General features: G+C 40.9%; 18 protein-coding genes, 2 pseudogenes and 2 riboswitches. Of the genes and pseudogenes, 14 read left to right on the forward strand and 6 right to left on the reverse strand.

Annotation, left to right across the window (positions count from 1 at the left end; genetic code table 11):
* Position 1: 1 nt before the first annotated feature.
* Positions 2–1,011: pseudogene (locus M5V91_RS08170) on the reverse strand (5-oxoprolinase subunit C family protein).
* Positions 1,008–1,718 (reverse strand): 5-oxoprolinase subunit PxpB, encoded by a 711-nt coding sequence (gene pxpB / locus M5V91_RS08175; RefSeq protein ID WP_026041557.1) that lies wholly within the window; start codon positions 1,716–1,718, stop codon positions 1,008–1,010. The pseudogene M5V91_RS08170 and the gene pxpB overlap by 4 nt, the downstream one beginning before the upstream one ends.
* A gap of 336 nt (positions 1,719–2,054) precedes the next feature.
* Between pxpB and M5V91_RS08180 the strand changes: the two genes are divergently transcribed.
* Positions 2,055–2,777, forward strand: a complete 723-nt coding sequence (locus M5V91_RS08180; protein ID WP_157380238.1) for a CBS domain-containing protein — start codon at positions 2,055–2,057, stop codon at positions 2,775–2,777.
* Between the two features lie 49 nt (positions 2,778–2,826).
* Here M5V91_RS08180 and M5V91_RS08185 read toward each other — a convergent pair whose 3' ends face one another.
* Entirely contained in the window at positions 2,827–2,955 is a 129-nt protein-coding gene (locus M5V91_RS08185; RefSeq protein ID WP_019379809.1) for a hypothetical protein, read from the reverse strand.
* A 152-nt stretch (positions 2,956–3,107) separates the two neighbouring features.
* A riboswitch (PreQ1 riboswitch) is annotated at positions 3,108–3,150 on the forward strand.
* Between the two features lie 52 nt (positions 3,151–3,202).
* On the opposite strand from M5V91_RS08185, the gene queC reads away from it, so the two are divergent.
* The 9 genes from queC to M5V91_RS08230 all read left to right on the forward strand — a co-directional run bounded on the left by queC (position 3,203) and on the right by M5V91_RS08230 (position 10,940).
* Complete coding sequence (gene queC / locus M5V91_RS08190) at positions 3,203–3,862, forward strand: 7-cyano-7-deazaguanine synthase QueC (protein WP_009334502.1); 660 nt, start codon at positions 3,203–3,205, stop codon at positions 3,860–3,862.
* 3 nt (positions 3,863–3,865) lie between these two features.
* Entirely contained in the window at positions 3,866–4,342 is a 477-nt protein-coding gene (gene queD / locus M5V91_RS08195) for a 6-carboxytetrahydropterin synthase QueD (protein ID WP_009334503.1), read from the forward strand.
* The gene (gene queE / locus M5V91_RS08200; protein WP_009334504.1) at positions 4,335–5,066 is read left to right on the forward strand and encodes a 7-carboxy-7-deazaguanine synthase QueE; all 732 of its coding nucleotides are present in this window, start codon (positions 4,335–4,337) and stop codon (positions 5,064–5,066) included. The genes queD and queE overlap by 8 nt, the downstream gene beginning before the upstream one ends.
* 146 nt (positions 5,067–5,212) lie before the next feature.
* Entirely contained in the window at positions 5,213–6,319 is a 1,107-nt protein-coding gene (locus M5V91_RS08205) for an ABC transporter ATP-binding protein (protein WP_009334505.1), read from the forward strand.
* The gene (locus M5V91_RS08210) at positions 6,309–7,112 is read left to right on the forward strand and encodes an ABC transporter permease (RefSeq protein WP_009334506.1); all 804 of its coding nucleotides are present in this window, start codon (positions 6,309–6,311) and stop codon (positions 7,110–7,112) included. Before M5V91_RS08205 ends, M5V91_RS08210 begins: the two co-directional genes overlap by 11 nt.
* Positions 7,112–7,915 (forward strand): ABC transporter permease, encoded by an 804-nt coding sequence (locus M5V91_RS08215; RefSeq protein WP_019379810.1) that lies wholly within the window; start codon positions 7,112–7,114, stop codon positions 7,913–7,915. Before M5V91_RS08210 ends, M5V91_RS08215 begins: the two co-directional genes overlap by 1 nt.
* Positions 7,912–8,985 carry an ABC transporter substrate-binding protein gene (locus M5V91_RS08220; RefSeq protein WP_009334508.1) on the forward strand — a complete coding sequence of 358 codons (1,074 nt, stop codon included), beginning with the start codon at positions 7,912–7,914 and terminating at the stop codon, positions 8,983–8,985. Before M5V91_RS08215 ends, M5V91_RS08220 begins: the two co-directional genes overlap by 4 nt.
* An 86-nt stretch (positions 8,986–9,071) precedes the next feature.
* Positions 9,072–9,845 carry a divergent polysaccharide deacetylase family protein gene (locus M5V91_RS08225; RefSeq protein ID WP_009334509.1) on the forward strand — a complete coding sequence of 258 codons (774 nt, stop codon included), beginning with the start codon at positions 9,072–9,074 and terminating at the stop codon, positions 9,843–9,845.
* 942 nt (positions 9,846–10,787) lie between these two features.
* Complete coding sequence (locus M5V91_RS08230; protein ID WP_019379812.1) at positions 10,788–10,940, forward strand: lmo0937 family membrane protein; 153 nt, start codon at positions 10,788–10,790, stop codon at positions 10,938–10,940.
* Between the two features lie 123 nt (positions 10,941–11,063).
* Here M5V91_RS08230 and M5V91_RS08235 read toward each other — a convergent pair whose 3' ends face one another.
* From M5V91_RS08235 to M5V91_RS30370, 3 genes and pseudogenes are all read right to left on the reverse strand, one after another.
* On the reverse strand, positions 11,064–11,864 hold the full coding sequence (locus M5V91_RS08235) for an ATP-binding protein (RefSeq protein WP_284521997.1): 801 nt from the start codon (positions 11,862–11,864) through the stop codon (positions 11,064–11,066).
* Positions 11,865–12,567: 703 nt separating this feature from the next.
* Entirely contained in the window at positions 12,568–13,398 is an 831-nt protein-coding gene (locus M5V91_RS30365; RefSeq protein ID WP_369425984.1) for an ATP-dependent metallopeptidase FtsH/Yme1/Tma family protein, read from the reverse strand.
* Positions 13,399–14,048 (reverse strand): annotated as a pseudogene (locus tag M5V91_RS30370) (AAA family ATPase); the annotation flags it as partial.
* A 534-nt stretch (positions 14,049–14,582) separates the two neighbouring features.
* Here M5V91_RS30370 and M5V91_RS08245 point away from each other — a divergent pair.
* The 4 genes from M5V91_RS08245 (at position 14,583) to M5V91_RS08260 (ending at position 17,470) form a co-directional block, all read left to right on the forward strand.
* The gene (locus M5V91_RS08245; protein WP_034297042.1) at positions 14,583–15,923 is read left to right on the forward strand and encodes an MATE family efflux transporter; all 1,341 of its coding nucleotides are present in this window, start codon (positions 14,583–14,585) and stop codon (positions 15,921–15,923) included.
* Positions 15,924–15,974: 51 nt separating this feature from the next.
* A riboswitch (TPP riboswitch) is annotated at positions 15,975–16,077 on the forward strand.
* Between the two features lie 66 nt (positions 16,078–16,143).
* Entirely contained in the window at positions 16,144–16,743 is a 600-nt protein-coding gene (thiT, locus tag M5V91_RS08250) for an energy-coupled thiamine transporter ThiT (RefSeq protein ID WP_019379816.1), read from the forward strand.
* 99 nt (positions 16,744–16,842) lie between these two features.
* Positions 16,843–17,112 carry a hypothetical protein gene (locus tag M5V91_RS08255; RefSeq protein ID WP_009334515.1) on the forward strand — a complete coding sequence of 90 codons (270 nt, stop codon included), beginning with the start codon at positions 16,843–16,845 and terminating at the stop codon, positions 17,110–17,112.
* Between the two features lie 118 nt (positions 17,113–17,230).
* A complete protein-coding gene (locus M5V91_RS08260; protein WP_009334516.1) occupies positions 17,231–17,470 on the forward strand; it encodes a hypothetical protein in 240 nt (79 codons plus the stop codon).
* The last annotated feature ends 33 nt before the right edge of the window (positions 17,471–17,503 follow it).

Here is a 17,503-nt window from a genome sequence, read left to right on the forward strand (position 1 = left end):
CTTAATTTCCTCCTCTTGTTTTTAAAAATATGCCTTGCTTTAATTCCCTTAATTTCATTTCTCTATTAATTAATAACTGCTGCGCCTGTTCATTTGATATTTCTGCAAAACTTAAGGAGTCTCCGGGTTTGGCCTGCGCCAGAAGGGGAGGTCGACAGCAGCAACCTGTCCAATTTTTGGATAACCTCCAGTTGTTTGCCGGTCAGCCAGCAATACAATCGGATTTCCATCCGGAGGAACTTGAATGGAACCAAAATTTACGGCTTCAGATATTTGCTCAGCATGTTCTGACAGCGAAAGAGCAGGGCCTTTCAGTCTATATCCCATCCTGTCCGATTGTGAGGTAACTTCAAAGGCATGTTTGAAAAGCTGAACCTGGCTTGCTTCGGAAAATAAATCAAATTGGCGGCCCCTTGTTATTCTGATTTCTGGATTTGCCGCTGTGTCCGGTATGAGTTCTGATGCAATACCCCAGTCGTTTTCAACAAAAGTCCTATCAAGAATCTGTTTTGTCAAATACTCCGTTATTTTCAATGATTGGAGAGAAGGTTTGCCGGTTTCCAGCAGGTCTCCTGACTTTAATGCTCTGCCTTTATAACCGCCAATTCCTGCACGCAGGTAGGTGGATTTGCTGTTCATTACATCAGGTACGGCAAATCCGCCCGCAGCAGCCAGATAGGCTCGGCACCCTTTACGGCACCGGCCGAATTTAAGTTCACTGCCTTTTTTCACAAAAACGGATCTCCATGTCCGAACAGGCTGGCCATTGATGGAAGGGGAAAGGTCACCGCCGCAAATCGAAATGAGGGTATCTTTTTCAAATGTTAAAATTGGACCCATCATCGTTATTTCTAAAACAGGATCATTTTCTTCGTTTCCAGCCAGCAGATTGGCCATCCGGTGTGAAAATGGGTCCATGGCCCCGCTGGAAATCACGCCAAACTTTTGATAGCCGGTTCTCCCCAGGTCCTGAATGCTAGAAAGGAGTCCAGGCTTTAAAACGTTAATCATTGTTCCGTCTCCTCCCAATGATGGTATTCTTCCAGACTGATTGGCTTGAATTTGATTTGGTCGCCTGCTTTGAGTAGGGTAGGGGAGTCATCCGTCGGCCGAAACAATTTAACAGGAGTACGCCCAATCAGCTGCCAGCCGCCTGGCGTCTCGATGGGGTAAATACCCGTCTGCATCCCGGCAATCCCCACTGTTCTCTCGGGAATCTTTAGACGCGGCGTATCCCGTCTTGGTGCGGCAATTTGTTCTGACATTCCGCCAATAAAAGGGAATCCTGGTGCAAATCCAATCATATAGACCAGGTAGCTGCCTGAGGAGTGAATTTCAATAACTTCTTCGGGGGTAATCCCATTATGCTCTGCCACAAAATCAAGATCCGGCCCAAATTCTCCTCCATAGCATACCGGGATTTCAACAATTTCAGGTTCCGGCATATTATTTTCCGTCATCTCTTCAATAAGCGGTTTAATCAGTGAACACACGAAATTAAACGGGAGCTGGCCATTTGAAAGCTGATAGGCCTTAAATGGATTATAAAAAATGGTTACAGTTGTGTAAGCAGGTATGTATTCAATCATCCATTCGGGAGGGTACTTTTCAAGAAAGGCAGTCAGCGACTGAACTTTCTGATGAGTTTCCTTGCTGATTTCTTTCCCAAGCTCAACAAGAACAGCATCATCCCCTAATGGGTGAAGGGTGTATCTCATCATTTCACCAGCTTTCGCAGTAAATTTGTTTGTACTGAGGAATAAAATATTATTTGGTAATAATAAATCTTCATTTTTATTCAAAAAAATTTCATTCATTATTCTTTCTGAAAAAAGGGAAAATCATGTCTTCTAATGCTTGAATGAAAAACATTTATTAGTAATGTTATATATTTATGCAATGTCCTTAGCAGAAGAATATAATATTATATAATAGACTGAAAATTCTATTTGTGCAAATTATTCTGCTAGAAGGCGTACCAATATCTTCAAAGTTTAGTTTGTCCATCATTTTGGGAATAGAGGAGGTACATCACCATTTAGGGAGAGATCATATTGGAAGCAGATTTAGAAATGAACTTATCAGAAAGATTTGAGGCTGCCTTTAACCGTATTCACAAAGCCTTAAAACAATCTGCTAAAAACGCCAGAACAGATAGATTTTATAAACTTATAGAAATACAGAAAAATCATTCGCTGATTCGATTATATGAAGATGATTTGCATCAGTTTGCCAAGCTGCGAAATGCCATTGTCCATGAAAAAATAGACCTTGATTATTATATTGCGGAGCCTCATCTCGAGACGGTAGAAAAGATTGAAAGGATTGCCGGCCATTTTGAAAAGCCAAAAACCGCACTTTCCATAGCTGCAACTCCGGTATTTTATTTTTATGAAGATGGCAAGCTAACGGATGTACTGGCCATAATTAATAAATTTTCACACTCCCAATTCCCCATTTACTCGAGAAAAGAGGAATACTCATGGCTATTAACTTCGGCAGATATCGTGAAATGGATGGCAGAGCACTTTACAGAAGAAACAATCCAGTTGAAAAAGGTGAGAATTAAAGAGCTTTTCAGCAAGAAATCAAAGCATCAAATCTCGTTTGCAGGCAAACATACATCTATCTTTGAATTAGAGGATATGTTTGAGGACTGCCGAAATAAAAATGAAAAGCTTGAAGGGATCATAGTTACCGAGAACGGAAAGCCGACTGAAAAACCAAAAGGCATCATAACAGCGTGGGACCTCCTGGAAGCCGATTCAGAAAATTAAAACGCAAAAAAGGTGCAAGCAATAGCTGCACCTTTTTTGCCGGTTCCGATTATTGCAGCAGTCCCAGACGCATCAGAGTAGACCTATCCTGAATATTCATTCCTGCAGACCTTCTTATAAATGTCCCTTTTTTTGCAATGCCAAAGGAATAGCGTGAAGTCGATGTAAACCTGATCATGGCTTCAGTCCCTCCTTATGAAATTGGCGCTGCATTATTACTTTCCCGCGATTTTGAATAATAAAACTTTTTTACTGTATAAATTTAAGCCTTCTAAAAAGCCAATAAAGATGATAATATAAACTGATAGTTCAATAGCTAAATCCGTGTACACGGTAGAGGTTCTAGCTACCCTCTTTAAAAAACTAAGGAAAACAGGTCTGCTTTCTTAGTGGTCCTGTTTTTCTATTTAAAGGAGAATTTTTATATGAAAAATGATAAAGCACTCGTTGTGTTCAGTGGCGGTCAGGATAGTACAACTTGCTTATTCTGGGCAAAGGAACGTTTTGAAGAAGTGGAAGCCGTCACTTTTAATTATAATCAGCGTCATAAGCTGGAGATCGAATGTGCACAGCAAATAGCAAAAGAACTGGGGATCAGGCACCACATTCTAGATATGTCCCTATTGAATCAGCTGGCACCAAATGCACTAACCCGTGATGAGATTAAAGTAAAGGATGGGGAGGAAGGCGGGCTTCCATCCACATTTGTGCCTGGGAGAAACCTTTTATTCCTGTCATTTGCTGGTGTGCTGGCCAGTCAGATTAATGCAAAGCATATTATAACCGGGGTGTGTGAAACAGATTTCAGCGGCTACCCAGACTGCAGGGATATTTTTATAAAATCATTGAATGTCACCCTTAATCTATCAATGGATGAACAGTTTGTGATCCATACACCATTAATGTGGCTCAACAAAGCAGAGACATGGAAGCTGGCAGATGAATTAAATGCCCTTGATTATGTGCGTGAGAAAACACTGACATGCTATAACGGAATTCCGGCTGATGGCTGCGGTGAGTGTCCAGCATGCCATTTAAGGAAAAATGGCCTTGAAGAATACCTCAAGGAAAAGGAGGAGCTTTAAGCCATGTACGGTTTCAGGATTGTTGATAAACTGCAGAAGATAAATGAGGATATCAAACCCGATCAGCTGAAATACCACCATAAGCGTGTAATGGTCAGCAAGGAATTCACTTTTGATTCAGCCCATCATCTGCATTGCTATGAAGGCAAATGCAAAAACCTGCATGGGCACACCTACAAGGTGATTTTTGGCATAAGCGGATTCGTGGATGACAGAGGATTAATGATTGATTTCGGCGACATTAAAAAAATTTGGAAAAACGAAATTGAAATATTCCTTGACCACAAGTATCTGAATGAAACGCTGCCGCCAATGAATACGACAGCAGAGAATATGGTTGTCTGGATTTATGAAAAAATGGCACAAAGCCTCCAAAACAGAAAAGAGCAATATGTTGGTGCAAGAGTAGAATTTGTGCGCCTTTTTGAAACTCCTACAAGCTATGCGGAAGCAAGAAGGGAGTGGATGGAGGTTGAGTAAGATTCCTGTTCTCGAAATATTCGGACCAACCATTCAGGGTGAAGGAATGGTGATCGGCCAGAAAACGATGTTCGTCCGTACAGCAGGATGTGATTATTCATGCAGCTGGTGTGATTCATCCTTTACCTGGGATGGAAGTGCGAAAGACAGCATCCGCCAAATGGAACCGGATGAAATTTGGAAAGAGCTTAAAGAGCTGGGTGGGGATGGATTTTCCTTTGTGACCATATCCGGGGGTAATCCTGCACTTTTAAAAAATTTGAGTGAACTCATTTCTTTGCTCAAAGCAGAAAAAATTAAGATCTGCCTGGAAACACAGGGGAGCCGCTGGCAGGATTGGTTTTATGAAATTGATGAACTGACCCTATCCCCAAAACCGCCGAGCTCAGGCATGAAAACAGACTTCGATGTGCTCGGTTATATTGTGAATAATCTTCAGACCAAAAGAAAGGCAGAACAGCAGGTCTCACTGAAGATTGTTGTTTTTGATGATAAGGATTATGAATACGCTAAAAACATTCATAAGCGCTATCCCGGTGTTCCGTTTTATCTGCAGGTGGGAAATGATGACACTGTTACAGCTGACGACCGAAATTTATTGCAGAAACTGCTTGACAAATATGATTGGCTCATTGAAAAAACGATACATGACAATGATTTGACAGATGTTAAAGTACTTCCGCAGCTGCATACATATGTATGGGGCAATAAGCGGGGAGTGTAGTATCTGCTAATCCCGCACCAATTGGTGCGGTTTTTTTGTAAAGGATGTTCAACAATTTATGACAGATTCCGAGAAATTTATGATATTATACGTTTGAACTTAACAATACATTAGTGCTGTAAATTTCTATAGATAGGGAGAGTTAGATGACAGATAACACCATTATTCGATTTAATTCCGTTACAAAAAGATATGATAATGATCCGCCAGTTTTAAAAAATGTCAGCTTTGAAATTGAGCGCGGGAAGTTCTATACCCTTTTAGGGCCATCGGGCTGCGGGAAAACGACCATATTGCGATTGATTGCCGGATTTACTGAACCTTCCGAAGGGGACATTTATTTTAATGGGCGAATAATAAATAATGTTCCAGCCAACAAAAGGCAAGTAAACACCGTTTTTCAGGATTACGCTCTATTTCCGCATTTGAATGTGTATGAAAATATTGCATTCGGTTTAAAAATCAAAAAAATGAAGAATGCCGATATTGAGAGGAAAGTAAAGGAAGCGCTAAGATTTGTAAACCTTGAAGGCTACGAAAATCGTGAAATCAAAGAAATGTCAGGTGGACAGCGCCAGCGTGTTGCCATCGCGCGTGCCATTGTCAATGAACCAGAGGTTATTCTCCTTGATGAACCTTTATCCGCACTTGATTTAAAGCTGCGGACCGAAATGCAATATGAGCTGAGGGAACTGCAGAGAAATCTGGGCATTACGTTTATTTTCGTCACACATGACCAGGAAGAAGCATTAGCCATGTCAGATGAAATTTTCGTACTTAACAGCGGAAGCATCGAGCAAAGCGGAACTCCTACTGATATTTATGATGAGCCGATCAATCGTTTCGTAGCAGATTTTATTGGGGAATCAAATATCGTTGCTGGAACGATGATCCAAGACTATCTGGTGAAGTTTGCCGGCAAATTATTTGAGTGTGTTGATGGGGGCTTTGAGCCAAACGAAGATGTTGAGATCGTCATCCGCCCTGAAGACCTGGCTATTACCGCACCGGAAGATGGGAAACTGAAGGTACAAGTTGACTCCCAGCTCTTTAGGGGAGTCCATTATGAAATCAGCTGCTATGACAGCGATGGCAATGAGTGGCTGGTCCATTCAACGAAAAAGGCGACAGTCGGGGATCAAATTGGCCTTCATTTCGATCCCGAAGCAATACACGTCATGAGGCACGGGGAAACAGAAGAGGAATTTGATAAGCGTCTTGAAGCTTATGAAGAGGAAAGCCATGAGAACTAATTCCCGCAACTTTTATTTAATTCCTTATGTCCTTTGGATTGCTCTCTTTGTAGTAGCGCCATTGCTTCTTGTTCTGTATTATTCGTTTTTTGATATTGAAGGGCACTTCACTTTGGAGAATTATAGAAAGTTCTTTACACCCGTTTATTTAAAAATGACTTTAAGCTCCTTTTGGTATGCCTTTTTAATAACGTTATTTTCATTGCTGATCGCTTATCCGACAGCTTATTTGCTTACTAAGACGAAACATAAGCAGCTGTGGCTCTTATTAATTATACTGCCATCGTGGATTAATTTGCTTTTAAAAGCCTATGCATTCCTGGGTATCTTTGGAACATATGGTGCAGCGAATAGCTTTTTGGATGCAATGGGAATAGGGGGCAGGCAAATTCTGTTCACTGATTTCAGCTTTATCTTTGTGTCAGTATACATCTTTCTTCCTTTCATGATTTTGCCGATATTTAATTCTCTGAATGAACTGAATCCAACCCTTCTTGATGCCAGCAATGATTTAGGCGGGTCTTCCTGGGTAACATTTAAACGCGTAATTTTTCCTTTGACACTTGATGGCGTGAAATCGGGATGCCAGATCGTCTTTATCCCTGCACTGTCATTATTCATGCTGACAAGGCTGATTGCAGGAAACCGTGTCATCACTCTTGGAACAGCCATTGAACAGCATTTCCTTGTGACACAGGACTGGGGAATGGGCTCGACCATTGCCGTATTTCTGATTATCGCAATGGTGTTCATTATGGTGCTGACAGGCAGAAGAAAGCGGGGGATCCTATAATGAAAAAGAACAGGAAATGGCCGGCGATTTATTTGGCACTTATCTTTATCATCCTGTACGCCCCGATCTTTTACTTGATATTTTATTCATTCAACAGCGGAGGGACCATGTATCAATTCGAAGGTTTCACCCTGGATTGGTATCGGGAGCTGTTTGCTGATGCCCGATTACTCATCATTGTCCTTAACACCATTATTATTGCCCTTTTATCTGCAGCGATTTCGACCATTATTGGAGTGGCTGGAGGACTAGCCATTGCCTATGCTAGAAAACGCAGAGTGAAAAATACGCTCCTGTCACTGAATAATGTGCTGATTGTCAGTCCGGATGTCATTATAGGCGCCTCGTTTTTGATTCTGTTTACAATGATCGGACTTAAGCTTGGATTTGTATCTGTTTTGCTTGCTCACATAGCCTTTAGTGTACCGATTGTTGTGCTGATGGTTTTGCCTAAAATAGAAGAAATGAGCACGTCCATGATTTATGCAGCCATGGATCTTGGGGCAAGCAGATTCGATGTGCTGACCAAAGTCATTCTCCCTTATATTACTCCTGGAATTTTCGCTGGCTTTTTTATGGCCCTGACGTATTCCCTGGATGATTTTGCGGTAACTTTCTTTGTTACAGGCAACGGCTTTACCACTTTGTCTGTTGAGATTTATTCACTGGCAAGACGGGGAGTTTCTTTAAATATTAATGCTTTATCTGCTTTGCTTTTCCTATTTACAATCATTCTGGTAATAGGCTATTACTTTATTACGAAACGAAATGATAAGCCGAATGGAATGGGGGTAAGGCAATGAAGAAGCTTGTTCAGGCACTCGCCGCGGTATTAATTGTTTCATTTGCCTTATTGTACATCGCTTCAGGGCTGAATTCCTCCCAGGGCTACACAAGCGGAAATACTTTGACCATTTTTAATTGGGGCGACTATATAGATGCAGACTTGGTGGACAAATTCGAACAGGAAACAGGCATAAAAGTCATCTATGAGACATTCGATTCCAATGAAGCGATGATGACGAAAATTGAACAGGGCGGCACAGCTTATGATATTGCTGTTCCATCTGAATATGCGATTGAAAAAATGAAAGAGGAAGACCTGCTTTTGCCGGTTGATCATTCAAAAATTCCGAACCTGAAATATATCGATCAGCGTTTTATGGACCTGCCTTTTGATCCCGGGAATGAATATTCAATTCCCTATTTCTGGGGTACTGTCGGAATTCTTTATAACACCGATATTTTAGGAGATAAAAAAATCACAAGCTGGAATGATTTATGGGACCCTGAATTAAAGAACCAGATCCTGCTGATAGATGGGGCAAGGGAAGTAATGGGCATGGGTCTCAACAGTCTCCATTATTCGCTGAATGACAAAAATAGAGACCATTTGGTCGAAGCTAAACAAAAGCTCGATAGTCTTACTCCTAACATTAAAGCCATTGTCGGTGATGAAATCAGAATGCTGATGGAAAATGATGAAGCCGGCATTGGGGTGGTCTGGTCCGGCACGGCTCAGGAACTCATGTGGGAGAAGGATAATCTGGAATATGTACTTCCGGAAGAAGGCTCCAATCTTTGGTTTGATAATATGGTCATCCCTAAGACTGCCAAAAACCCGGAAGCAGCCCACCAGTTTATGAATTTCATCCTTGACCCGGAAAATGCGGCACAAAATACAGAATACGTTGGATATTCAACGCCGAATAAAGAAGCGCTGAAATATATGGACGAAGAAACAATTTCAGATGAACGATTCTATCCGGATGAAGAAATGACAGCTCGGCTGGAGGTTTATGAGAACCTGGGAAAAAGAATGCTTGCTTATTATAACGAGCTTTTCCTTGAATTTAAAATGCATAAAAAATAAAGTGCTGCCAGGATCAATTCCTGGCAGTTTTTGCATTGGAACTGTTTTAAAGAATCAGGGAATGCTAGCTCAAAGGAGGATGGAAAATGAAAATATTCATCAGTATATTTTTATTGATTTTTTCATTCGCAAGTATAGGGAATTCCATAAGTGCTGCCCCGCTAAAACCTGAATTGGCGATTGTCATTGACGATCTGGGAAACAACATGAAGGGAACAGCAGAAATGATGGAGCTTCCGGTGACCTTAACAGTTGCCATCATGCCTTTCATGCCAACGACAAAAGAAGATGCAGAACTGGCAAGTGAAAATGGACATGAAGTGATCGTTCATATGCCAATGGAGCCGAAAAGAGGAAAGAGGAGCTGGCTTGGTCCGGGGGCAATCACAACAGATTTAACTGATGAAGAAATCCGCAGCAGGGTAGAGAGTGCCATCAAAGAAGTGCCGCATGCGGTCGGGATGAATCACCATATGGGTTCAAGAGCCACTGAGAATGAGCGGGTCATGAGAATTGTCCTTAAAGTATGCAAAGAACACGGATTATTTTATCTTGACAGCAAAACAACCGGCAAAAGCGTCGTCGGCAAACTGGCAAAAGAAATCGGTGTACCATATGTAGAAAACAATATTTTCTTCGATGACATATACACTACTGCCCATATTACAAAACAGGCTGACAGACTTGCAGAAAAACTGGTGAAAAATGAACGCATTATCGCAATTGGCCATGTCGGCATCACAGGTACAAAGATGGTTAATGTGCTTAAAGAGTATATACCTGTTTATAAAGAGAAAGCAGAAATAGTGCCGCTCTCAGAACTGATTCCAGGCTATGAACTTATTGACGAAGGTCCTTGAACTAAAGCGGAAGCTCCTTGATCAGGGTAAACGTCAACTAAAAACCGCCACGTCCTGTGGCGAACGTTGAAGCCGGCACATCCTGTGCAAGTCCGACAGGCATATGACGAATCACGCAGGAAACCTTCCAAAGCAGCTTTGGTCGGGCGATGTATCCGATGACGAAGCGTTCCTTGTCCTGATTTCTGGAGTGATTTGGCTTATGACCCGAGGGGCTAGGCGCTGGAGGTAGATGCAATCTTTCCACAGAGTGATTCACACAGTTCCATTTTATAATTTACTATAAATAAAAGCTGCAAGCCTGGTGTGGTTTGCAGCTTTGTTCATGGTGTGTAATAAAACGGTGCAATGGTGAAATACGGCTTAAATCCTAAAAGGTGGCCGCCCACATTCCGGTCTGGTTAGTCCCGCAACGAAGCGATGTTAGAAGAGGTGGGCGACCGTGAATATAGTATATGCAGTGATGCAAAAAGGATGCAGCAAAACTTCCCTGAATACAGGAAGGTTTTGTATGATCTTACTGAACTTGTGTGGCATGGGTGTCCGGCACCTTTTTAAAAGAGATACATCATTGTAACAATGATAAGGGTTAGAATGACCGAGAAAAAAGATGCCTGAGATGTTAATGGATTTTGCTGTTGAAATGGCAAAGATGGTGCATTTATTTCTTTTGAGAAAAGGGAGCAGGCATGGAAAACGTTTTATCACGAGCTTAAGGATTTGAAAAAGGTGAAGCATCCTCATTAAAAGAAATTGCCAATCGGGGCTGCTGCAAAAGAATTGGAAAATGCAATACTCTCTGAATAAAAATATCCATCCACTGCAAAACATAACATTGTCAGAACTGTAAAAAGTGCGGCAATGTTTTTTTCATTTACTCATGATTTTGTCCCGGTTGTTAGGGGTATGTAAATATTAAATTAACAGGAAGGGGTGAATTGCATGCTTTGGACTATAGCAGGTATTTTGCTTGTATTATGGATACTCGGATTAATATTTAAAGTAGCAGGAGGCATCATTCATATACTGCTGGTAATAGCAGCGATCATCTTTGTTGTAAACTTTATAAGAGGCCGTGCATCCGGCAGGGGATAAATGAAAAAGCCTTCAGATTTTGGAGGCTTTTTTAAAGTTAATGTATTTGATCCATCACGATTAAGCTACCCTGTGCTGGCGATCATTTATTTTCGGAAAGATTCCCATTCAATGAATATGGAGTTAACTCTCATTCATACGCTGACCTCCAGACATGTTCTGGAAAGAAGGCTGCCGTATCTCTTCAGGCGAGTAATATAGAGGCAGCGAAATAGTAAAGCTGGTTCCTTTATTCTGTGTGCTCTCTATTAAATATTTTCCTTTCAAACGATTGATGATGTCAAAAGATATCATTAATCCTAAGCCGGTTCCTTTTGTTTTCGTTGAGTAATAGGGCTGACCGAGCATTTGAAGCTTTTCTTTCGACATTCCGACACCTTCATCTTTAATTTGTATATCTGCTGTAGTATTTCTTTTGAATGCTGAAACCTCTAGAATACCGCCATCAGGCATGGCTTCTATACTATTTTTCATTAAGTTTATAAATAATTGCTTTATTTCATTCGGATTACCCATGATAAAAATGCCTTCAAAAATACTTGTCCTTATTTCAACCTTTGTCATCAGTCCATATGGCCGCATAAAATCAGCCACCTCCAATAATAATCCGGAAAGTGAAACTTTACTGGTAACAGAAGTTTCCGGGCGTGCAAGTAAGAGGAAATCACTAATAATATGATTGGTTCTGTCCAGCTCTTCCAAAGAAACTTTAATAAATGTCTTTTGATCTGCAGTCAGGTTTTTTTCATTTTTAAGCATTTGCAGAAAACCTCTTACAGTAGTCATTGGATTCCTAATTTCATGGGCGACTGACGCAGCCAGCTGACTGATTGCATTGATTTTTTCGGCATTTCTCAGTTTTTCCATCATATTTTCCTGAACCAGATTCATTTCAATCAAATAGATGATTATAGAAAGCGTCATAATGGAAACTGCTGAAAACAATAGTAAGTATACAGCGTCTTCGTTTATATCCTTTTGGAGGAAAATAACATACCTGGTTATCGTAATGGGAAGATAAAATAAAACTGCTATACTGAGTTTTTGCCTAAATGTACATTTTTTATAGATTTTTGACGCATAGAAAAAAAGCACAGAAATTATTGTGTAATTTACAAGCGCAATCCAAATATCTCCTGGTGAAAAAAGCCCTTAAAAGAAATCAATGCAAAAATAGTCAGGAAGCCTGCACGGGGCTTAATGTAAAAATAGGCGACAAAAACAGGAATAAATTTCAAGTCAAAAAACTGACCGCCTGCAATTTCCACAGGAAAAGTCATAGTGAGGAAAAGTGCTAAAAAAAGAACAGATAAAAGCGGGGCAGAAGTCTTCCAGTAATCCCCCGATAAGAAGAGATTTTATGGATAAAAGGGATCATGATCATAATCAGAAAGTGAAAAATCAAGTCAGCTGTAAAATCATACAAAAGAACCATTCCTCCATTATGTAGGTAATATTAGTAATTAAACAAAAGAAAGGAAGAATCCTTTATATGGGAACATTTATTTATTCTGGTTATATGAAAGAACCATTTGTTTACATAACATTATTATGGGTTAATTTGATTATTTACAAATGACCCGCAGTTCCATTATAAAAAACCGGCCCATAGTGGGCCGGTTTCTCATCATGCCAGTACCATTTCAGTCTTCAATTCTCCAACAATCTTCTGGACTTCACTGCCTTCAAGAGTTTCTTTTTCAAGAAGGGCCTCTACCAGCGTTTCAAATTGAGGCTGATGATTTGCGATGATCAATTCGCATCTTTCCAGTGCTTTCTGGAAAAGATCCTGCATTTTTGCTTCTTTTTGACCTTTGTTAAAAGTAAGCTCAAAGCCGTTATCCAGTAACCCGGTATCAACCATTTGCTCAATGATATGCTTGGCTTGTTTTACGTCACCGCTTACTCCAATGCTATGCTCGCCAAGAATCATTCGTTCTGATACACCGCCAGCGAGAATCATGGCAACTTGATCAAGCAATTCACTTGTTGTCGATAAGTGAAGTTCTTTTTGAATGGGGGCCACGTAACCAAGAGCTTCACCTCGGGGAATGATGGTTGCTTTTCGGACGGATCCTGGTTTTGTTAAAGCAGCCACTAAAGCATGGCCAGCTTCGTGTATGGCCACCCGCTGCTTCGTGCCGGGATCCTGCAATGCACGGGTGGTAGTTCCCAAAATGGTCCGATCCAGCGCATAATCCAAATCATCCTTAGAGATAATTTCCTGGCCGTTACGGACAGCTCTGCGGCTTGCCGTTTCAAAAAGGGAATGAAGATCTGCTCCCGAGAATCCAGAAGTGCTTTCTGCCAGATCGCCAAGTGTTGTCATGACATCCTCAGCAAGTAATCTATTTTTCGTGTGAATATTGATAATCTCTCTTCGGCCCTTTGTATCCGGAAGAGGGACATTGAAGGAGAAGTCAATACGCCCAGGACGGAGGAAGGCTTCATCGAGCATATCCTTCCTGTTTGTCGCTGCAATAAATAGTATTCCATCATTGGAATATCCGCCGTCAAGCTGAACTAGCAGCTCAGTTAATGTTTTTTCACTTTCTTCCCCGCCATGCTGCTTTCTTCTGCCTGCCAGTGCATCTACTTCGTCAATGAAGACAACAGCAGGGGCATGCTTTCTTGCATTTTGGAAAAGATTTCTTACACGGGATGCTCCCACACCAACGAACAATTCATTAAAACCGGAACCGCTGGTTGAGAAAAAGTAGCTCCAAGCTCTTTAGCGATTGCCTGAGCCAGCAACGTTTTCCCCGTTCCAGGAGGCCCGTATAACAGAATTCCCTTTGGCGGCTTAATCCCCATCTTCAGGGAGCGCTCAGGTTCTTTTAAAATTGAAAGAGTCTGCATGATTTCCTCTTTCATTTCTTCCTGAATTCCGCCAACATCCTCAAGTGAAATGGAAGGAAGGGCCTTTGGCTTAGATACACTTTGCTTCATAGTATTTGTAGCGCCCATTCCGCCTTTTCCTGACTTAAACAGGTAAATGCCAATGGCTATAAACAAAAGGACTACACCGCCCAGAATCCAAGGGGTATAAGGTCCTGTGTTTGCGAACGTATATTGTATATTATAGGTTTCTACTAATTTATCAACCATCTCACTGTTGGGGGGCACATGGGAGATGTACTCGCCATCAGGGGCTGTGATCAGCAGTTTCCCATTTTTATATTCCTGTACTGCAACAGTCTTCCCATCCTGGGAGGCAATAATTTTTTCCACAGAAGAAAACGGGACTGTCACATCCTTTTTTCCTGCTTGTACGGTCCAAATAACCGCCGCCAAAATCACCGTGATCACCAATGCAATAGAAACAATCGTCGAAGGCTTCTTAAGACGTGATTTCAACTATTTCCCTCCTCATTAAACATACCTACATTATAAGGAAAAAGAATTGTTAATTACAGGGTTTTACACTTTTTAAACGTTGTAAATTATGGAAAAATAATATCTCCTTAGAGGAATTGTGCTATAACAGCATTCCAGGTGCATCATTTTATGATAAAAATGTGACAGAGATGAAGCAAATAAAATTATAAAACATAATAACAATCAAAACTATAAAATTGGAAACTGGATATGAAATAGTGAATAATAGAAACTGTGAAAAAAATATGGGAAAAAGGTGTAAAGATGGCACAGCAGGATTTTACAAAAGGAAATATATTCAAACAGCTCTTGGTGTTCTCAACTCCAATCATGCTCACTAATTTTCTGCAGGTTTCCTATCAATTTATTGATAGTCTGTGGGTTGGGAATCTGCTTGGGGCCGACGCATTGGGAGCTGTGGCGGTGTCCGGCACTGTAATCTTTACAGTTCTTTCTTTTATCATTGGAATAAACAATGCGGCGTTAACGATTTTATCCCAGCAAAAGGGTGGGGATCATGAAGAGGGGCTGAAACAATATTTGAATGCCTTTACCGTCATTCAGACAATTATGTCAGTTGCTCTTGGAATAGCCGGATTCCTGTTTGCAGAAAGAATTTTGGCCATAATGGGCACACCTGCAGGAATGGCTGAAGGTGCAGCATCCTATTTGCAGATTAACTTCATTGGTATTCTGTTTTTATTTGGATACAATTTTATAGGAACCGTACTCAGGGCGCTCGGAGACAGCAAGAGTCCACTGTACTTTGTCCTGATAGCAGTCGTATTAAATGCAATCCTGGACCCTCTTTTTATATCTGTATTCCAGCTTGGTATTGATGGGGCAGCTTGTGCTACGATCCTTTCACAGGGGTTCGCATTTATGATCGGAATGATATTCATACTCCGCAAAAAGCTGGCGCCGTTCACTATTCCTTCTTGGCCGCATAAAGAGGAAGCGGCATTAATTTTCAAGCTCGGCATCCCTTCTGGACTTCAAATGACCGTTATATCGGCTGGTGTTATGGCTATTATGTCTGTCGTCACCTCTTTTGGCGATGACGTGGTTGCGGGATTTGGTGCAGCTCAGCGTATTGACAGCATCATTATGCTTCCTGCGATGGCATTGGGGACTGCAGTCAACAGTATGGCCGGTCAAAATATAGGGAGAAATCAATGGGAACGGGTTCATCAAATCGCCTTGTACGGAGTCATTTACAATCTTGGAATCATGTTTATCATCGCTTTTGGTACGGTCCTATTTGCAGAACACGGGGTGCGCCTGTTTATACAGGATAAAGAATCAGTTCAGTATGGCACTGACTATTTAAAGATCATTGCCTTTTTTTATCCGCTCCTGGGCATTAATTTTATATTGAATGGTGTGGTAAGAGCTTCCGGTGCGATGTTTCAAGTGCTCATACTGAATATCATTTCATTCTGGATCCTGCGCTATCCTTTAACATTCCTATTTTCAAAGTTTATGGGTGATAAAGGAATTGCTGCAGGCATGGGGATAAGCTTTGCTATAAGCAGTGTCATCGCCTTTATGTATTACCGTATCGGAAAGTGGGATAAACAGGCTATATTTGGAGAGGGAAAATAATCCTTTTCACTTTCATTTATTTCATTTATACTAAAATTGGATAATACAATAACGTGCCACAAGGGGAGCATTCTGCTGAGAGTGAATAGTTCGCTGTTCTGACCCTTTGAACCTGTTAGATAATGCTAGCGCAGGAATGTGGAATAAAAGGCGGAAGGGGTTTTTCTGCCTGCTTGTTCTCCCTTGGGGTATCGTCATACGATTATAGGGGGATTTTTTTATGAAAAAATTAAGCCTGACGGCGATGATTGAAGCTTCATTTTTTGCAGCATTTGCTATTATTTTGGATTTCCTTCCATCTATTAAGCTGTCGCCTTCCATTTCGATTTCTGCTGCGATGATTCCCATATTCATTTTGGCATTCAGATGGGGCTTTAAAGTCAGCTTCATTGCCGGTCTATTATGGGGAATATTGCAGATTGCCATGGGTGATGCCTGGATTGCGACTCCGCTTCAGGCATTTATTGAGTACTTTGTGGCATTTGCCTGTATCGGTTTTGCCGGTTTGTTTTTCCGACCAATTCAAAATCAGCTGCGCAGCGGAAACAAGAAAAAGGCATTGGGCTGGGTTGTTTTAGCTGTGTTTGCCGGAAGCCTTGCCCGGTATTTCTGGCATTTCATAGCAGGTGTCCTTTTCTTTGGGAGCTATGCGCCGGAAGGGATGTCACCGGTTCTCTTTTCCTTCCTGGCAAACGGTGCAACCATGCTCGGAGCAGCTATTCTCTGCTCGATTTTAGCAGTATTAATTATATCTTCAGCTCCAAGATTGATCATAAGAAAAACGGATGAAGTTATTCAATCACAAAAACGCGCTTCCTAATATAATCAGCCTCTTTGGAAATTTCCAAAGAGGTTTTTTCTTATTTTAGGAAACTGCTCCTGAAAAATGGGTATATTACTCAAAAAGGGGAGTGATTGTTTGTCAAACACATTGCAGGGCAATATTATTACAGGTGTATATGATGCAGAAACCAGTGCCTTTGAGATCCAGAAGGTTAAAAATTTCAGCACCCAGTCTGTCCTTAACAAAAATCAATGTGAAAATTTGTATAACTATTTATCCCTTCATGAAGAGGATGAGGGAGGACAGATTATTACACTTTACGATCAAATGCCATTAATGCTGACCAGGCAGGAAATAGGCAATTTAAAGAAAGATTTGGAGAACATTAAAAAGCTATATCAGTAGAAAATTGCTTTGCACCTTTGCAAAGCTTTTTTTGCATAAATAAATTTGACAATTTTGTGACAAAAGTTTGACAAATTTGTGAACATAGTTAGAATATTAAATAAAAGGGGATGAAAATATGACTTTAAAACAGCAAAAGGTGCTGCATTTTTTTAGAAATGTTACTGCGGCCGGTATTCTTTTAGGGTTAATTGTCTTTATTTCAAGCTTTTTTGTAAGCGGTCTCACGGGTGAGTATGTTTTATCAATCGGTTTAAGCATTATGGTATCATCCATGCTAATTTTTGGATTCGGATTTTTTATTAATGTGATGGAAGAAATGACAAAGGGCAGCAAGGGAATCAGACAATACAAATAAAACCGGCCTCCAAAAGGGAGACCGGTTTTATTA

The organism is Cytobacillus pseudoceanisediminis (assembly GCF_023516215.1).
GTDB classification, from domain to species: domain Bacteria; phylum Bacillota; class Bacilli; order Bacillales; family Cytobacillaceae; genus Cytobacillus; species Cytobacillus pseudoceanisediminis.

What these genes read in the sequence shown, in the direction of transcription:
- M5V91_RS08205 (WP_009334505.1), top strand. Translation starts at nt 5,213, where the DNA reads ATGACAGATAACACCATTATTCGATTTAATTCCGTTACAAAAAGATAT.
- M5V91_RS08230 (WP_019379812.1), top strand. Translation starts at nt 10,788, where the DNA reads ATGCTTTGGACTATAGCAGGTATTTTGCTTGTATTATGGATACTCGGA.
- thiT (WP_019379816.1), top strand. Translation starts at nt 16,144, where the DNA reads ATGAAAAAATTAAGCCTGACGGCGATGATTGAAGCTTCATTTTTTGCA.
- M5V91_RS08235 (WP_284521997.1), bottom strand. Translation starts at nt 11,864, where the DNA reads ATGACGCTTTCTATAATCATCTATTTGATTGAAATGAATCTGGTTCAG.
- M5V91_RS08245 (WP_034297042.1), top strand. Translation starts at nt 14,583, where the DNA reads ATGGCACAGCAGGATTTTACAAAAGGAAATATATTCAAACAGCTCTTG.
- M5V91_RS08225 (WP_009334509.1), top strand. Translation starts at nt 9,072, where the DNA reads ATGAAAATATTCATCAGTATATTTTTATTGATTTTTTCATTCGCAAGT.
- M5V91_RS08220 (WP_009334508.1), top strand. Translation starts at nt 7,912, where the DNA reads ATGAAGAAGCTTGTTCAGGCACTCGCCGCGGTATTAATTGTTTCATTT.
- M5V91_RS08215 (WP_019379810.1), top strand. Translation starts at nt 7,112, where the DNA reads ATGAAAAAGAACAGGAAATGGCCGGCGATTTATTTGGCACTTATCTTT.
- queD (WP_009334503.1), top strand. Translation starts at nt 3,866, where the DNA reads ATGTACGGTTTCAGGATTGTTGATAAACTGCAGAAGATAAATGAGGAT.
- M5V91_RS08185 (WP_019379809.1), bottom strand. Translation starts at nt 2,955, where the DNA reads ATGATCAGGTTTACATCGACTTCACGCTATTCCTTTGGCATTGCAAAA.
- queC (WP_009334502.1), top strand. Translation starts at nt 3,203, where the DNA reads ATGAAAAATGATAAAGCACTCGTTGTGTTCAGTGGCGGTCAGGATAGT.
- M5V91_RS08260 (WP_009334516.1), top strand. Translation starts at nt 17,231, where the DNA reads ATGACTTTAAAACAGCAAAAGGTGCTGCATTTTTTTAGAAATGTTACT.
- pxpB (WP_026041557.1), bottom strand. Translation starts at nt 1,718, where the DNA reads ATGAGATACACCCTTCACCCATTAGGGGATGATGCTGTTCTTGTTGAG.
- M5V91_RS08210 (WP_009334506.1), top strand. Translation starts at nt 6,309, where the DNA reads ATGAGAACTAATTCCCGCAACTTTTATTTAATTCCTTATGTCCTTTGG.
- M5V91_RS30365 (WP_369425984.1), bottom strand. Translation starts at nt 13,398, where the DNA reads ATGCTCGATGAAGCCTTCCTCCGTCCTGGGCGTATTGACTTCTCCTTC.